This window comes from Glutamicibacter sp. AOP12-B1-11, assembly GCF_052379245.1.
Lineage (GTDB): Bacteria > Actinomycetota > Actinomycetes > Actinomycetales > Micrococcaceae > Glutamicibacter.
Window position 1 is genome coordinate 1 of sequence record NZ_JBQSYL010000026.1, and the last position, 15,732, is coordinate 15,732.

The 15,732-nt window shown below is 61.6% G+C and carries 17 protein-coding genes; 3 read left to right on the plus strand and 14 right to left on the minus strand.

Features of this window, described 5'->3' with window-relative positions:
- The 8 genes from ACT3UQ_RS14825 to ACT3UQ_RS14860 form a co-directional block, all read right to left on the minus strand.
- Positions 1–1,286, minus strand: a 1,286-nt coding sequence (locus ACT3UQ_RS14825) for an opine metallophore biosynthesis dehydrogenase (protein WP_444637403.1), incomplete at its 3' end; no start/stop codon positions are given.
- 3 nt (positions 1,287–1,289) lie between these two features.
- Positions 1,290–2,135: a class I SAM-dependent methyltransferase gene (locus tag ACT3UQ_RS14830; RefSeq protein ID WP_258137628.1), complete on the minus strand. Its 846-nt coding sequence runs from the start codon at positions 2,133–2,135 to the stop codon at positions 1,290–1,292.
- Positions 2,128–3,051, minus strand: a complete 924-nt coding sequence (locus ACT3UQ_RS14835; RefSeq protein ID WP_105649282.1) for a diaminopimelate epimerase — start codon at positions 3,049–3,051, stop codon at positions 2,128–2,130. Before ACT3UQ_RS14835 ends, ACT3UQ_RS14830 begins: the two co-directional genes overlap by 8 nt.
- Positions 3,048–4,070 carry an ABC transporter substrate-binding protein gene (locus ACT3UQ_RS14840; protein WP_105569985.1) on the minus strand — a complete coding sequence of 341 codons (1,023 nt, stop codon included), beginning with the start codon at positions 4,068–4,070 and terminating at the stop codon, positions 3,048–3,050. Before ACT3UQ_RS14840 ends, ACT3UQ_RS14835 begins: the two co-directional genes overlap by 4 nt.
- Positions 4,071–4,334: 264 nt before the next feature.
- Positions 4,335–5,237 carry an ABC transporter substrate-binding protein gene (locus ACT3UQ_RS14845; RefSeq protein ID WP_105569986.1) on the minus strand — a complete coding sequence of 301 codons (903 nt, stop codon included), beginning with the start codon at positions 5,235–5,237 and terminating at the stop codon, positions 4,335–4,337.
- Complete coding sequence (locus ACT3UQ_RS14850; protein ID WP_444637405.1) at positions 5,234–6,004, minus strand: ABC transporter permease; 771 nt, start codon at positions 6,002–6,004, stop codon at positions 5,234–5,236. The genes ACT3UQ_RS14845 and ACT3UQ_RS14850 overlap by 4 nt, the downstream gene beginning before the upstream one ends.
- Positions 6,001–6,687, minus strand: a complete 687-nt coding sequence (locus ACT3UQ_RS14855; RefSeq protein ID WP_444637406.1) for an ABC transporter permease — start codon at positions 6,685–6,687, stop codon at positions 6,001–6,003. The genes ACT3UQ_RS14850 and ACT3UQ_RS14855 overlap by 4 nt, the downstream gene beginning before the upstream one ends.
- Positions 6,684–7,511 carry an ABC transporter ATP-binding protein gene (locus tag ACT3UQ_RS14860; protein ID WP_096288127.1) on the minus strand — a complete coding sequence of 276 codons (828 nt, stop codon included), beginning with the start codon at positions 7,509–7,511 and terminating at the stop codon, positions 6,684–6,686. Before ACT3UQ_RS14860 ends, ACT3UQ_RS14855 begins: the two co-directional genes overlap by 4 nt.
- A 220-nt stretch (positions 7,512–7,731) precedes the next feature.
- Here ACT3UQ_RS14860 and ACT3UQ_RS14865 point away from each other — a divergent pair, with 220 nt between their 5' ends.
- Positions 7,732–8,043, plus strand: a complete 312-nt coding sequence (locus ACT3UQ_RS14865) for a hypothetical protein (RefSeq protein WP_105569989.1) — start codon at positions 7,732–7,734, stop codon at positions 8,041–8,043.
- Here the strand turns inward: ACT3UQ_RS14865 and ACT3UQ_RS14870 are convergent.
- From ACT3UQ_RS14870 to dapA, 4 genes are all read right to left on the minus strand, one after another.
- On the minus strand, positions 8,040–8,558 hold the full coding sequence (locus ACT3UQ_RS14870) for a hypothetical protein (protein WP_444637407.1): 519 nt from the start codon (positions 8,556–8,558) through the stop codon (positions 8,040–8,042). The two genes, ACT3UQ_RS14865 and ACT3UQ_RS14870, sit on opposite strands and share 4 nt — an antisense overlap.
- Before the next feature lie 78 nt (positions 8,559–8,636).
- Positions 8,637–9,143 (minus strand): hypothetical protein, encoded by a 507-nt coding sequence (locus ACT3UQ_RS14875; protein WP_105569990.1) that lies wholly within the window; start codon positions 9,141–9,143, stop codon positions 8,637–8,639.
- A gap of 291 nt (positions 9,144–9,434) precedes the next feature.
- Positions 9,435–11,102: a ribonuclease J gene (locus tag ACT3UQ_RS14880; RefSeq protein ID WP_374954802.1), complete on the minus strand. Its 1,668-nt coding sequence runs from the start codon at positions 11,100–11,102 to the stop codon at positions 9,435–9,437.
- 58 nt (positions 11,103–11,160) lie between these two features.
- Positions 11,161–12,072: a 4-hydroxy-tetrahydrodipicolinate synthase gene (gene dapA, locus ACT3UQ_RS14885; RefSeq protein ID WP_105554706.1), complete on the minus strand. Its 912-nt coding sequence runs from the start codon at positions 12,070–12,072 to the stop codon at positions 11,161–11,163.
- A 66-nt stretch (positions 12,073–12,138) separates the two neighbouring features.
- Here dapA and ACT3UQ_RS14890 point away from each other — a divergent pair, with 66 nt between their 5' ends.
- Complete coding sequence (locus tag ACT3UQ_RS14890; protein WP_444637408.1) at positions 12,139–13,311, plus strand: heparan-alpha-glucosaminide N-acetyltransferase domain-containing protein; 1,173 nt, start codon at positions 12,139–12,141, stop codon at positions 13,309–13,311.
- Between the two features lie 80 nt (positions 13,312–13,391).
- Entirely contained in the window at positions 13,392–14,267 is an 876-nt protein-coding gene (locus ACT3UQ_RS14895; protein WP_096288149.1) for a hypothetical protein, read from the plus strand.
- Between the two features lie 90 nt (positions 14,268–14,357).
- Here ACT3UQ_RS14895 and ACT3UQ_RS14900 read toward each other — a convergent pair whose 3' ends face one another.
- Positions 14,358–14,819, minus strand: coding sequence for a hypothetical protein (locus ACT3UQ_RS14900; protein WP_096288151.1), 462 nt, complete (start codon positions 14,817–14,819; stop codon positions 14,358–14,360).
- Positions 14,816–15,574, minus strand: coding sequence for a 4-hydroxy-tetrahydrodipicolinate reductase (gene dapB, locus ACT3UQ_RS14905; RefSeq protein WP_096288153.1), 759 nt, complete (start codon positions 15,572–15,574; stop codon positions 14,816–14,818). Before dapB ends, ACT3UQ_RS14900 begins: the two co-directional genes overlap by 4 nt.
- Positions 15,575–15,732 lie beyond the last annotated feature (158 nt).

Below are 15,732 nucleotides of genomic sequence, written 5' to 3' on the forward strand. Positions count from 1 at the left end.
CGAAATATCCTGGCGCGGATCATGCCCAGTTCTTCGCCGAAGTCCTGCACGGCGAAGGCCGCGGAGCGCGGCTGGGTGCCCAGTGCATGCGCCGCCTGTGTCAGAGCGCTCTCGTAGGCGGCCAGCAGGCGGTCGATCGTCGGGCAGGGCACCGCCAAGTGCCGGGCGAGGCCCTGGATGATCTTGGTGCGGTAGTAGTCTTCCCTCGGCATCCGCGGCACGTCCCAGCGGCCTGCGTCGTTGCGGAAGATCGGCCGAATGGGAATGGCGGAGAAGTCGAAGTAGCGCCCGTGGGCATCCGGTTCGGAGAAGGGGTCCACGAGCAGCGAGGCGTAGCGCACGTAGACGAGGTACTCCTGGTGGATGGCCGGCAGCTGCTCGAATGCCGCCACCTGCTCCGGGTCGATGCTCTGCGGGTGGACCGGGTAGCCGTCCTGGAGCATGAAGGCCAGCAGGTTGACTCCCTTCCCGCCCAGCGCGGCGATGATGGCCGAAAGCTCGCGCCACTGCTGGACCATGGCGTGGATCATGGATGGGGTGACCGGCCCCTCTGGGTAGAGCTTGTAGACGTACTGCGTCGGCGGCTTCGCGGCGAACACGGCGCGCAGCGTGACCTCGTTCATGAACAGCGCCGGATGCACGTACAGCGAAATATTCCGCGCCTCGGCTTCGGCTGGCAGGCCGAGCACCGCCAGCTCGGTGCCCGCCGCCTCATGCACGGCGCGCAGCCGTTCCAGTCCCGGCGAGCTGCCGCGATTCGATGCGGCGTAGATGCGGGCCTTGGCTCCGGCGGTCAACACCGCGGCGCCCGGGTGTCCCTGCGGCCAGCGGGTGTCGCCCAGGTAGCTGGAGAAGCTGATCACCTCCGGGTCCGCGCCCCGGGCGTTGGCGTATTCGCGCACCAGTGACCCGGAGCCCAAGGTGGGCGAGAGCAGGACGATGCGTTCGAACCCGGCCAGCACCTCACCGGCCAGTTGGCGCAGCACCGGGAGGTAGGCATCCGCAGTGACCGCCAGGAGCAGCGTGTCCCATTCCCCGGCCACCGATCCGTACCCGTGGAAGACGTGTTCGATCTCCGCTTCCCCGGCCAGTGCCGCGTGGGCGAGGTTCTGCACCTCGGCGCGCACGGTGCCCGCAGTTGTCTCCAGCGCGGCGAAGAATGCCGCCGCGCGCTGCGATTCGCGGCCCGCAAGGCCCAGGGTCCCGGGGAGCCGCCCGAGCAGCACCGCGCTTTGCACGGCCACCGGACCGGTCCCGGCGATGAGGATATTTCCCAATTCGTCCATCTGCTAAACGTCTTTTCCTATTGAGCGCTGCTTCACGTACAGCGCGATGTCGAATACCTGGTCCGGCTGGCGGATGATGTCGACCAGCCGCCAGAGCGCCGGGTCGACCTGCTGCATCGGGTAGTTGAACAGCGATTTAAGCCCGTCCCCGAAGCGCATGGCCACCACGATGTCCTCGCGGGTCAGCGCATGCATCTGGTGCAACAGTTCGTATTTCACGCCCACCGTGGAGCTGATCACCACGTGGGTGGCCTGCGCGGTGAAGTCCAACTCGTGGAGCGCGCGTTCCTCCAGCCCGATGTCCAGGCCCTCGCCGAGCTGGGCCACGACCCGGCGCCCGAGCGCAATCGACTCAGCGTCGATGTCGATCCCGAGCGCGGACGCGCCGGTGAGCGAGGCGACGTTCAGCAGCGTCATCGGGAAGGATCCCGCGCCGACGAGCAACAGCTTGGAATCCCCGGTCAGCGCGACGGCCCCGAATTCCTTGGCGATGCAGGATTCGATATTGGCAAAGTATCCCTCCGCTCCTACCTGCCCCTCCAGCAGCCGCAGCGCGCGGTACTTCTCGATGACCGCCACGCAGCGCGCCGACTGGCAACGCAGTTGGTCCACCAGCTCATCCGTGCCGGCGGCCGCGGCAAGCTGGGCGAAGGGGGGCACGTTGCCCGGATCGGTGACGAAGCGCGCGTAGTCCGCCAGCAGCTCCTCGAGCTCGCCAGCGTGCCGGGTCGAGCCGTCGTAGCCGTCGGCCGCCGCGCTGAAGTGGCGCAGGAAGCCGCGCAGCGTGGCCAGCATGGCCTGCGCACCGGAGCTCAGCTCCGGGCTTGCGCCAATCGATATTTCAGTCATGGATATATGCCCTCCCCTCGGCCACGATGGCCACGTGTCCGGCGACGCGCAGCCCGGTTACCGTTCCGGAGCCGTAGTCGGCTTCCACGTCCATGCTGCCGCCGGGTTGCCGTACGCTGGCGCAGACCGGAGCGCGGTTCTTCGCGGCCAGGTACGCGCCGAGCGCGGCGGTTCCCGAGCCGCAGCTGCGTTCCCAGAGCAGGCTGCCCAGTGCGGGCACGTTGATCAGCGGGTCCAGCGCCCCGCGCGCCGGATCGTAGAGCATCACCCCGGCAACGGAGACGCCTTCGCTATTGCCCAGCTGCAAAGCCGCCTGTTCGGCGTGCTCGCGCAGCCCCTGGCCGTGGCCGGCGCACTCAATGACAAGGTGCACCGAATCCGCATACCGCACCAGGGCCGTTCCCGAGCGGGCTCCCGGGGACGGGTAGGGTTCGATGCTCAGCGGCAGCGGGCTCTCCAGCTGGCAGCGGTAGCCCGAATCCCGGGGCTCGACTCGGCAGCTCAGCAGCTCCTCGGCGCCCGAGGCTTCTAGAAAGAGTTCAACCCGGCCGGTCTGCCCCTGCCTCGAGGCGTGCAGCGCTGCCAGCGCCATCGCGGCGTTGGCGCAGAATTCGTCCCCTGCCATGTGCAGGCGCAACTGCGCCGCGGAGGATTCCGCCGGCAAGATGAACCCGACCTGTTCGGCATGCAGATGCTCGGCGCGCAACAACTGCTCCGCGATGGTGCGGTACTGCCGGGGCGGATGCTGGCTGGTGACCAGCACGGTGGTGTTGGATGTCGGGCTCAGCTTCGCGAAGTCCACTTCGGTGGTGCCCCTGGCCGCAGTGGAACGCGCGTATCTGCGTGCAGGCAGCGCGGAGGCGTGCCGGCGGCCGGTGTGGCGCGGGGTCCGGCGCAGCTGTGCTGACTGGCTCATGGGGCGGACAACCGGTCCGCGAGCAGCTCCACGCCGTCCACGGCCAGCGGGCCGGGTGAGGAATAGTAGTAGTTCAGCGGCACCACGGCCGCGTCCTCCTCGATGGCAGCGAGGCCATCGAGCTCGGGTCGATCGCGCAGCGCCTGGAGCACCTCCTGGTCGGTTTCCAGTGCCGAGGAACCGGTAGGCAGGTACATCGCGAAGACCTTGTCGGCGGCGCTGGCGATCAGTTCTTCCGTGGAAGGGTCGAAGTAGCGCTTGGGCACATCGCCGAAGGCATTCTCCAGGCCGAGCAGCTCCATCTGCTCCGAGACCAGCGATTCCCCTCCATAGGATCCGAGGCCGCCGGCGCTCGGCACGTATAGGGACAGCGCGCGCTCTCCGCTGCCCTGCTCAACGCGCGCCGCGGCGGCCGCTACACGCTCGCGCATGTCCTCCACCGCATTCTCGGCCGCCTGATCGGTGCCGAACAACTGGCCGTAGGACTGCACGTCACGGTAGATCTGCTCGAATCCGCTCACTCCTCCGGTGGAGCGGTCTTCGAATCCGGCGCAGTAGCCGCTCACGGTCAGCATCTGGACCCCGGCCTCGTCCAGTCGTTCGGCCAGGGAATCCAGATCGACTCCGGCTGCGATATCGGTGCCGATGACCACGTCGACTCCCGAACCAAGGATCATCTCGTAGGAGACGTCGTGCGAGTCCTCCGTGATCCGCTCGGCGTCCTCCACCACGGCCTTGGTGGCCGCGTCGAAAGGCACCTCCAGGCTGCCAGCGTAGTGCGTCAGCTTGTCGCCGGCTCCAGCTGCGGACAGCAGCGCCGGGGCCTCCGAACCGACCGCGAGCACGCTGCGCGGTGCCGCGTCGAACACCACCTCCCGGCCGCAGCTGTCCAGGGTGATGCTGCCGGCGGCCGATTCATTCTGCGCGCTGTTCACGGTTCCGCCGGGGACGGCGCAGGCGGTGGCCACGGCCAGGATGACGGCGGGCATGGCCACCATCCAAGGATTGATTCTTCTCATAGATCATTGCTCCATTCGGTGCGGCCAGGGCGGGGACCTTAGGTCTCTGAGTACGCCTTTTAGCCAACAATCGTAAACACTAATGAGAATCATTCTCAAAAGTCAAAACGATGACGGCCCGCCGTCTCCTTGAACCCACGCCAGCCCCGCTCGCCCGGATAGGCCGCAGCGCACCTCGGAACAAAAATAGATCGCCCGCCGTACCCGGAATTTCCGGGTACGGCGGGCGATCTCCTGGATATCCAGCCTAGAGAGGATCTGGCATTAAAGCCCTTCAGCGGTCAGCCAGGCCGAAGCGATATCGGCGGCCGACTTCTGGTCAACGGTGCTTTGCACATTCAGCTCAACCAGGGTCTCGGCACTCAGCTTTTCGCTAACCGGGTTGAGCACCTCGGCCAGATCCGCTGACAGCTCGGCGGAGACCACCGGAACGACGTTCGAAGCCAGGAACAGCGACTCGGGGTCTTCCAGCACCACGAGATCTTCGGTTTTGATGCGCGGGTCGGCGGTGAACACGTTGGCAATGTTCACCGTGCCGGCGACCAGATCTTCAACGGTGGTGTCGCCGGTCCCGGAGAAGTCAGCCTTCACTCCATAGACGCTTTCGAGCCCCTTAGGGCCATAGGGGCGTTCGGCAAGCTCCGGTGGCCCGCCGAGGGTCAACGGCTCGCTAACATTCGCCAAGTCCTTGATGGACTTCAGGTTATTTTCCTCAGCAAACGCCCGGGTCACGGTGTAGGAGTCCTGGTCAGAGGCCTCGGCCGCTTCAAGGACCGCCAGAGAATCCGGAAGCTCCGACGTCAGCTCGGTGTAGACCTCATCGGCGGCACGCGCTTCGGTGTCTTCCTTGAAGAATTGCAGCAGATTGCCGGTGTACTCGGGGAACACATCGATACTGCCCTCTTCGAGCTGAGGCATGTACGCGTCCCGCTGACCAATGCTGTACTTGCGTTCCACCTCTTTGCCGGCCCCTTCCAGCGCCTGGGCGTAGATCTCGGCAACGATCTCATTCGAGTAGTAGGCCTGCGAGCCGACAACAATCGTTTCTCCGCCGCCTTGTTCGGCGTTGCTCTCGGTTGCCAGCGGGTCTCCCCCTGCGCAACCAGCCAAGACAAGACTGCCCGCCAGCATTGCGGCTGCGCTCGGGATAGTGCGTTTCAGTTTCATGGCTTTTCCCTTTCCTGGGATGTCGAGTGACCTATTTTCGGGCTTGCATCTTCACCGGCGGTTTTGTCTGGGGCGAGCTTGCGCGGTGCCTTCTTCCTAGCTTTTCCCAGGCCCTCCGGAACTGCCGTCTTTTGAATCACGGCGAACAACAGGTCCAGGAGCAGCGCAAGCACCGCCACCATGAGCGCTCCGCCGAGAACCATGTCGAAGCGCCGCAGATTCAGTCCGGTAATAATTGGCAGGCCCAGCCCGCCAAGGTTCACGTAGGCCGCGATGGTCACCGTTGCGACCACTTGCAGCATGGCTGACCGGATTCCGCCTACGAGCAGCGGCAGGCCGAGCGGGATTTCAACCTTGAAGAGGATCTGCCACTCGGTCATCCCCATGGACCGAGCCGCGTCAAGGGCCTTGCGGTCTATGGCTTCAAACCCCGTATAGGCTCCGGCCAGCAGCGAAGGGATGGCCAGTAGAACAAAGGCGACCATGGCTGCTTCGGGTTTGTGCAGCACGCCAAAGAGCAGCACCAATAAGATCAGCAGGCCGAAGGAAGGTACCGCACGGGCAACACCCGCGGCGCCCACGGCGATCTCGCGCCCAATGCCGGTGTGCCCGATCGCCCAACCGGCAGGGATGGCAATGACTCCCGCAAGGAGCACCGCCGCCACCGTGAACAGCAGATGCTGGCCAAGCAATGCCTGCAGTCCCCCGCTGCCTTCCCACTGCTCTGGCGCGGAAATCCATTCAAGTGCCTTGGCAATCAGGTTCATGGCGACACCCGCGTTCTGGCCGCATGCGTGGCTTTTCGCTTTGGTTGCTTAATTTGACGTGTCCAAGGCATCAGCCATCGTCCGAGGAGGACTAAGAGTAGGTCGATGGCTAGGGCAATCAAGGCCACCGCAAGGATCCCCGAAAAGACTTCTTCGATGATGCGCCGCTGGAGGCCGTTCGTGAACAGGTATCCCAGGTTCGTCACACCCACCAAGATTCCCACGGTCGCTAGCGAGATGGTGCTGACCGCGGTGACGCGCAGTCCGGCGAGAATCACCGGACCGGCAAGCGGCAGGTCCACCTCGAAAAACCGGCGCCCGGGCCCGTAGCCCACGGCAGTTGCGGCCGCGCGCGCGGCAGGGTCTACGGAGTCCAGTCCGTCCACGACGCCGCGGACCATAATCGCAATCGCGTAAATGCTCAGTGCCACGATCAGGTTGGCTTCACTGATCGCGCTCATTCCGGTGAGCACCGGCAGGAGCATCAGCAACGCGAGCGAGGGGATGGTGTAGAGCAGGCCGGTGGTTGTCACTACCGGTCCGCGAACGATTCGAAATCGCCAAGCTACCCAGCCCAGCGGGATGGAAAGCAGGAATCCGATGACGATCGCTATCAGGCTCTGCCGCAAGTGCTCTAGCGACAGCGACCCGATGAGTCCCAGATTCTCGAGTATCCAGTTCACGCCTTGGATCCGTCCTCGACGAGTCTTCCCTGGGTCCGGCCTTGGGAATCCACGAGCACGGCACCGTGGGGCGTATTTTTGACGCTCAGTGCTCTGGCTCCACGGTCTGTGCCGATGAAGGAAGCCACGAACTCGTTGGCTGGGTTTTCAATGATTTCACTCGGGCTACCCACCTGCAGCTTCTGCGCACCGGCGGACAGGATCACCACCTGGTCGCCGAGGAGGAATGCCTCATCGATATCATGGGTGACGAAGACAATCGTCTTATCAAGTTCTTGTTGCAGCCGAATCAGTTCCTGCTGCAGTTCGGCGCGCACAATGGGATCGACGGCACCGAAGGGCTCATCCATGAGCAAAATATTCGGGTCAGAAGCCAAGCCACGGGCCACTCCGACACGTTGCTGCTGGCCTCCGGATAACTGGTGCGGGTATCGGTCAGCCATGGTTGAGGGCAGGCCTACGGTCTCCATAAGTTCCAGTGCCCGGGTTCGGGCAACCTTGCGAGATTTGCCTTCGAGCCGGGGAACCGTGGCGATGTTCTCTGCCACAGTGAAATGCGGGAGAAGCCCCGAGTTCTGCATGACGTAGCCGATACTGCGGCGCAGGCCCACCGCGGGCTTTGTGGATACATCCTGGTCGTCTATGCGGACCGTGCCGGCACTGGGGTCAACCATGCGATTGATCATGCGCAGCAGTGTCGTCTTGCCGCAACCAGAGGAACCCACGAATACGGTGGTGCGATGGGCTGGAATCGTCAGGCTGAAGTCCTCAACAGCCGTGGTGCCGTCTGGATAGTGCTTGGAAACGGTATCAAATTCGATCATGCACTGTTGCTCCCCACTAGCTCGTTGTGATCAGCTGCGTCGTGCCTGTGCATACATTGGCTCCTTGCGGTGGCGTTGAGCCTAATTCTGCCCTAAAAATCCGATGACGGCACGGCAGACTATGAATTGATTTTCGCTCGATCTTCGAGACAATACGCACTAAACCTTCAAGCCACATTAGGATCGACATAAACATAGTTACTACTTTTGGAGGAATATCTTGCTTATCCCCGCCGTTGTCCTAGCGTCCCTCTCGCTGACCACCGGGATTTTTACGGCCTCTGCGCCAGCGGTGACTGGCCCCGAAGCAGAATTACTGACAGAAATGTGGGATTCGGTGCTGACCCTCGATGCGGCCACCGGGTTGGTCCTTGACGAAAACATGCAGCAGGAATGGGTCTCAATGACGGTCGTGGACGTCCAAACAGGAAAAATTCTAAGTGAGACCACACTGACTCCTGGGCATGCAGGAACTCCGGTCCAGGTTCCGATATCGGTTCTTCCACTTCGAGATCGCTTGGGCTGGAATTAGTCGCTTTTCGTCGAAGACGGAATGCTCCGACCTCCACAACCGTTCGCTGGACGGAGCTTTGCCTGTTTCCATCGCACGATCATCGTTCTGATAAGCGCCACGAAGGACAGCGGGATCACCATTGCCCCGGCAGCCAGCGATAGATCAGCGGTGATTCGGAATACTCCAGCCTCAGGGAAAGCATCGCTCAGCAGCAGTGCCCATATGGTGCTTGGAATAATTCCCAGAGCCAGCGAGAGCAACGTGAACAGCAGAACGCTCACCCGAGTTGAAACGACGAATCCAAGGAACGCCATCAACCCAGCGAATCCGAGCCACGGCAGCAGCGGGAAACCCAGTGCAAACCACAAACCCGCGTCGAGATAAGTCCACCAAGGGGCACGGGCAAGCAACGGATCCACGACAAGCAACAAGATCGCCCATCCTGATCCGCAAAGCAGCGGCAGAAATCGCCATTTGTTTTTTGTTACCAGTTGATTGTTCCCGACACCGCGCGTTTGCTCAGAGATCTCCACGGATTCGTTCCTGTCGGGTTTTGAAAGTCTTAGTGATTGGACCTGCACCGAGGAGATGCGCTTCGATTGGAGCCTTGCCTATTCCGCGGGTGCTGCCGACTGTGGCCGAATCCAAGTTGCTGCCCTTCGTTGCGCTAGCCCACGAATGCTCATCCACGCGATAGCGAAGCAGAGCATGAGGAAGGCCAAAGCAGAGGCAAGCCCGGATACGAGGTCCAGCGCTTGGTAGAAAATTGCGCCGAGCGCCAGTACCACGAAGACCCCGCCGGCGGCGGAACCGATCGCGCCCATCAGCGCCTGGGAGTTTCCGGTAGCTGCGGGTCGCTTCTTCTCACGAATCGCCAGGGCGATGGTTGCCCCCGTGGCGGGAAAGACCGCGGCGATCGCGCCGATCCACGCGCCGTTGGCCAAGGCCAGCACCAGCCCCCCACCAATGCCGGACAGCGAGAACGGTGATTCCTTAGCCAGAATTGGCCAGAAAATTGCGGCGCCGAGCGCGGCGCCAAACACAATGCCGGCCAGGATCGCCAGCCCGAAGAGCGGCAAAGTGAACGATTCGGCCTTCTGCCCAGCAATTTTCACCATATGGTGATCATATGCGATTGCTATTTGACTTGTCGATATTTAATGCGTTGCAGTGATACGTCAGTCTTTGCCGGTTAGTCGTTCAGGTCGTTTGCCCCACGGACCCGAGCTTGGCGGTCAGGGAATCCCGCCGCTGCCAGCAGCCGAGCAGGCCCAGTCTGGGGAGCAGCAAGCTAACTGAACTCTGCGCCCGGATCGTTAACATGGCCCGAGCATCGGCAGAGTTCCTTGCCTTGGATACACGAAATGCCCCAAACCGCTGGTGGTTTGGGGCATTTCGAGGATTGAAGCTTAGGCTTCGAGCACTACCGGAACGATCATCGGACGGCGGCGCAGCTTGCGCGACACCCACGAACCGATGACGCGGCGCACGATCTGCTGCAGCTGGTGGGTGGAGTGGTTTGGATTGTTAGCCACTGCCTCCAAGATCGCTGCGGCGATCTTTGGCTTGATCTCGTTGAAGACCGCATCGTCCTCGGCCACGCCGCGGGCGTGGATGTCTGGCCCGGAGATCAAGGTGCCGTTCTGGCGGTTGATCACGGTGATCACCGAGATGAAACCTTCTTCGCCCAGGGTGACACGGTCCTTGAGGTCCTCGTCGGTGATGGTGCCGACCTTGGAACCATCCACGTAGACGTAACCGCATTCGACCTGGCCAACGAGTTCGGCTACGCCGTCCTTGAGGTCAATGACCGAACCGTCTTCCGCGAGGATGACGCTCTCTTCCGGAACACCGGACAGCGCGGCCAAACGGCCATTGGCGATCAGGTGGCGGGTTTCGCCGTGGACCGGAAGAACGTTCTTCGGACGGACGATGTTGTAGCAGTACAACAGCTCACCGGCCGAGGCGTGGCCGGAAACGTGGACCTTGGCCATGCCCTTATGGATGACCTCGGCGCCCAAGCGCATCAGGCCGTTGATCACACGGAAGACCGCGTTCTCGTTGCCCGGGATGAGGCTGGAGGCCAGGATCACGGTGTCACCCGGGTTGATCTGGACCTTGTGTTCACCGTTGGCCATGCGGGACAGTGCCGCCATTGGCTCACCCTGCGAACCGGTGGACATCAGCACCACCTTGTGATCCGGCAGCTGGTCAACCTGCTTCAGGTCAACAACGACCCCCTGCGGGATGTGCAGGTAGCCGAGGCGCTCGGCGATGCCCATATTGCGCACCATCGAACGGCCGATGAAAGCAACCTTGCGGCCGTGCACGGCTGCAGCATCCAGCACCTGCTGGACGCGGTGCACATGCGAGGAGAAGGAGGCGACGATGATCCGGCGGCGGGCCCGAGCAAACTTCGCTTCCAGCACCGGACCGATTTCGCGTTCGGCGACGGTGAAGCCCGGCACCTCGGCGTTGGTCGAGTCGGTGAGGAACAGGTCCACGCCCTCCTCGCCGAGCTTGGCGAAGTGGCGCAGGTCGGTGATGCGGCCGTCGAGCGGCAGCTGATCCATCTTGAAGTCACCGGTGTGCAGCACGGTACCGGCTTCGGTACGCACGAACACGGCCAGCGCGTCTGGGATCGAGTGGTTCACCGCGACGAATTCGCACTCGAACTCGCCGATCTGAGCCACTTCATTCTCGGTGACCACGTTGGTGATCGCCTTGATGCGGTGCTCGGCCAGCTTGGCTTCGATGAAGGCAAGGGTCAGCTTCGAACCATACAGCGGGATATCTTCGCGCAGACGCAATAAGTACGGAACCGCACCGATGTGGTCTTCGTGGCCGTGGGTGAGCACTACGCCCACCACGTCGTCCAGACGATCCTTGATGTAGGAGAAGTCGGGCAGAATCAGGTCAACGCCCGGCTGGTGCTCTTCGGGGAAGAGCACACCGCAGTCGATGATCAACAGCTTGCCGTTGATCTCGAAAACGGTCATATTGCGGCCGACCTCGCCCAATCCGCCCAGCGGAACGGTACGTAGGGTCCCCTTCTTCAGCTTGGTCGGCTTCTGCATACGCGCAGTATCGGCCTTGCCTACTGAACTTTCAGTCATAAGTGGTTAAGCCCTTTCGTTAAAGATCCCATCCACCTTCACGTAGGTCCGCGCGGATGGCATCGAGTTCTGCGTCCGATGGTGCCAGTAGCGGCAATCGAACGACGGTGTTCGGCAGGACACCCTGCCAGTGAAGTCCATATTTTGCGGCAACTGCGCCCTGAATGTGGCCCATGATGCCGCGCTGGATCGGGTCCAGCTCGAAGTGTGTAGCGCGTGCAGTCGCCAAATCCCCGGCATGCATCGCATCAACAAGCGTACGGTACTTAGCCGCTGCGACGTGAGCCGTCACGGAAACGACACCGGCGGCGCCGGCTGCCATCAGTGGCAAAGTCAGTCCGTCGTCCCCGGAGTACACGTGCAAATCGGTGTTAGCCAGCACGGTGGTGGTCGACTGGTAGTCGGCCTTTGCATCCTTCAACGCAATGACCTGAGGAATCTGCGCTAATTCAATGATAGTTTCCGGGCTCAGCGCGATTCCGGTGCGTCCAGGGATGTCGTACATCATGATCGGCAGGTCAATGGCCTCGGCAATCGCCTTCACGTGGGCGATGATTCCAGCCTGACTTGGCTTGTTGTAATAAGGCGCGGTGACCAGGATGCCGTGAACTCCGGCCTCCTTAGCACCGAGCGACAAACGGATGGAGTGGCGAGTGTCATTAGTTGTGGAGCCTGCCAGCACCGCTGCGCGGTCGCCCACCGCATTGACGACGGTGCGGAACATTTCGATGTTCTCTTCGTCGGTGAGCGTCGAGGTCTCCCCGGTAGTGCCGGTGACGACCAGACCGTCGCAGCCTTCATCAACGAGTTTGACAGCCAGCTTGGCGGCGACATCATAGTCAACCTCACCTGCCTCGGTGAAGGGGGTGACCATCGCGGTCAGCACGGTACCGAACGGGAACGACTGATTATCAATTTCACTAGTTGCCATGGCTTAAATCTACACGCGGAAGTGTCTTGATGGCATATTCATGTTGTTCCGTGATGCGATATGTCTATGGACGTGGAAACAAAGGCCCGCAGACTGCCCGGATTAGATGCAGCCAGGGCGCTAGCCATCTTGGGAATGTTTGCCGCCCATATCTTTGATCTCTTCGCCCGCGATGCGACGGGTGCGCTGCAGCCAACCCTGACCGGAGCCGCGGCAAATGGCCGCTCCTCGGTGCTCTTCATGGTGCTCGCCGGTGTTTCGCTGACCTTGTTCGCCCGCGCGCTGGAACGCAAGGGCATGGATCGCAAGTCCTCGTCGCTGGTGCTGCTGCGCCGCGCGGCGGTTATCGCGGCGCTGGGCATGCTGATCGGCCCGGCGAACGAGTCCATCGCGAACATCCTGGTGCACTACGGATTGCTGTTCCTCGTGCTGATCCCGGCGTTATTCGTGCCAGCGAAAGTTCTGTGGGCACTGGCCGGTGGCTGGCTGCTGCTCGCTCCACTCATCTGGCGGCCGCTGGCGGCCGGTGATGCCGGAGCGTCGCTGAACCACAACCCGACCTTCACCGACTTTGCGCACCCGGGATTGCTGCTTGAGGACCTGCTGGTCACCGGGTACTACCCGCTGCTGATCTGGATCGGCTATGGCCTGCTCGGGGTAGCTGTGGGGAAACTTCGACTCGCTAGCCGAGGCACGGTGGCATGGTTGGCAGCTGGCTCGGTAGTCGTCGCGGCGCTAAGCCTGCTCATCGGATGGCTGAAGATCCTGCCTTGGGTCGATGGGATCGGCGCGGTCTCCGGGGTTCCTCGCTCGCAGCTGTTTACCGCGCTGGTCACCGGGCGCTCACCGTCCGGGAACCTCGACTCGTTCATGACTCAATCCGCTTATATTTGGCTTCCCACCGCGCACTCAGGGTCGCTGATTTTCACCATTCATGCAGCCGCCTGCGCCGTTGCGCTCTTGGCGGTATCGCTGCTCTCAATCCCCTATCTGGGCTATTTCGGCCAGCTCATTGCAAGCGCCGGGAGGGCTCCGCTGACACTCTACATCGGTCATTTGATCTTGTTGCCGATGCTGCAGCTGGGGCTCTCGCAGTGGACCCAATGGTGGGTATTGTGCGTGCTGATGCTGCTCACCGCGTTGATCTTGCGCCACACCCGTAGGGCAGGCCCGCTGGAAGCTGGAATTCGCTACCTGAGTGAATTGCCGAATGCGGACCACAAAGAGAACCCAAGCTAAGCTCTCCGCCAGTCCCCGAAGGCAAGAAATATGCATCTCGCTATTAGGCCAACTGACAAGGGATTAGTTAGACTTTCCTTATGATCAAACGCGTCCATTCCCGGCAGAGGCTGCATAATATTCCGCTCAAATCTTCGTGCATTTTGCTTGCTCTTGCGCTCATCGGATGCTCTTCGGCGCCCATCGATCCACCGCGCGAATCTTCACCTGCACCATCCGAATCCCCCGCTGCCCCAAGCCTTCGCGAATTTGATCTTGACAACGCGTTATGGGAATTAAGCGACGGATACGGTTCCGAAGAATCCACAGCGCTTCAGTTCAAGAACGGCAAGGCGAACCTCAACACCGCCGAATACTCCATTGGGGACGTAGTCTATTCGGATATGAACGGCGATGGAGTCGAAGATGCCTTAGCGCCGGTCGAAATGCTAGACGGCAACAGCTTCTCCTCGCTTTGGTTTATCTGGCTAGCGGCCATCGAACAGCCAGAACAATTAATCCACCCTGTAGCGGCCAGCAGAAGCTGCGGTGATTTCATCAATGAGGTGACCGCCATACCCGGTGGCATAGAGATTACGGAAACTCGTCGCACCATCTTCGATGAGGACCGATCATGCGCAGAGGGAGGAACCTGGGAGGAAACGCGAACCATCGCCGTCGAGCAATTTGGCGAGGACAAGATCTGGCTTCCCGTTCAAACGGGCCCCGAACGCGGCTACGGCGGCGTTTGCAATGAAGAACTGCCCGGCGATGTCGTGCCCTTTGACGAGCCCTACTACCTGGCGCCCACGACGGAAGCCAAGGAGGAATTCTCATCTGGTGAGATCCGCGGGATCAGCATTGCTGGACTTGAAGATCAAGGCACTGAGGGCGGAGAACCCGGCGGGTGGCGGCTCTACAACGTGGTGGAGAATGACGACTCCGTAGAGCGCTGCATCTGGCTCCCCATCCACTAGAGCTAGACTTCTGAAATATCTCAATTAAAACGGCAGGAGCTTCGAAACCAAGAGTAGGTTGCGAAGCTCCTGCCGTTTCATGTGTTCAGATCACTTGCTCGTTGTGCTCGCGTTCTTCTCGGCCACGAAGAAATTCACGGCAGTTCGCATCGAAGCTCGTGCACGTTTCCGGTCTCCACTGGCGTCATAAGCCAAAGCCAAGCGGTACCAAGACTTCCAGGATTCAGGATGGGCCTCGACGTCTTGCTTGTGGATCGGGAAGTCAGCGTCAGCAGCTTCTCGCACGAACCTGCCCGAGGGCATGCGTGGCAAGTCTTCCGGCAGTTCGCCGAGTTCTGCGAGAATTTTTCCCATCTTCTCGGTGCGCAGTCCGAAGAGAATCTCGCGGATCAAGATCCACACGCCCAGCGCAGGAATGACGAAGACCGCAACGCCTATGGCGATGGCGATCGGTTCGCCGGTGCGCATGAAGCGCATCGCTTGGGTGAAGGACATGGCAATATACAAAACGAACAGCAGCAGAATGCCGCCTACCCATAGTTTGGTTTTCACTGGCCCAACTCCAAGTAGCCGTCGAGCCCATAGGTAAGTCCTGGGCGCGAGGCGACGGTACGCAGGCCGAGCAGCACCCCTGGCATGAAGGATGCCCGGTCATAAGAATCGTGGCGCAGGGTGAACTGCTCGCCGGGGCCGCCGAAAAGAACTTCCTGATGGGCCACCAGACCGCGCAGACGCACTGAATGTACGTGCACGTCGTCCACGAGGGCGCCTCGGGCACCGTCAAGTTGGGTTTCCGTTGCGTCCGGGCTTTTCGCCACGCCGGCGTCCCTGCGGGCTGCGGCAATCAGCTCGGCGGTGCGCACCGCGGTGCCGCTGGGTGCATCCACCTTGTTGGGGTGGTGCAGTTCGATAATCTCTACCGACTCAAAGTATTTTGCGGCCGTGGCCGCGAAGGCGCTGGCAAGCACCGAACCAAGAGCAAAGTTTGGGGCGATCAGCACACCTGCTTCGGGGTGCTGCGCGAGCAGGTGCTCAAGCTTCGCACGGCGCTCGTCGTCCCACCCGGTGGTTCCCACTACTGCGTGCAAGCCATTCTCCACGGCGAAGCGCACGTTGGCTTCGGTGGCTGTCGGTACCGACAGGTCAACGATGTGGGTTGCGCCTGCCTCAAGAATTTCTTTCAGGTCTGCGCCTCGTCCAAGGCTCGCCACGAGATCCATATCGGCGGCTTCGGAGACGGCTTTAACCGCTTCCGCGCCCATTCGTCCTGCGGCGCCAAGCACCGCAACCTTAATCTGTGCACTCATGGGTTTAAGCCTATCGCCTGTACCCTGCAGGTCTTCGCATCGGTGACGTGATCTGCGCCTGATCCAGTCGCGACGGCACCGCGGGGATCCACCTCCAAGATTTTGCGATCATCTCGAGATATACGGCGTGTAGCTTGTAATTCAATTCTTCACAAGGA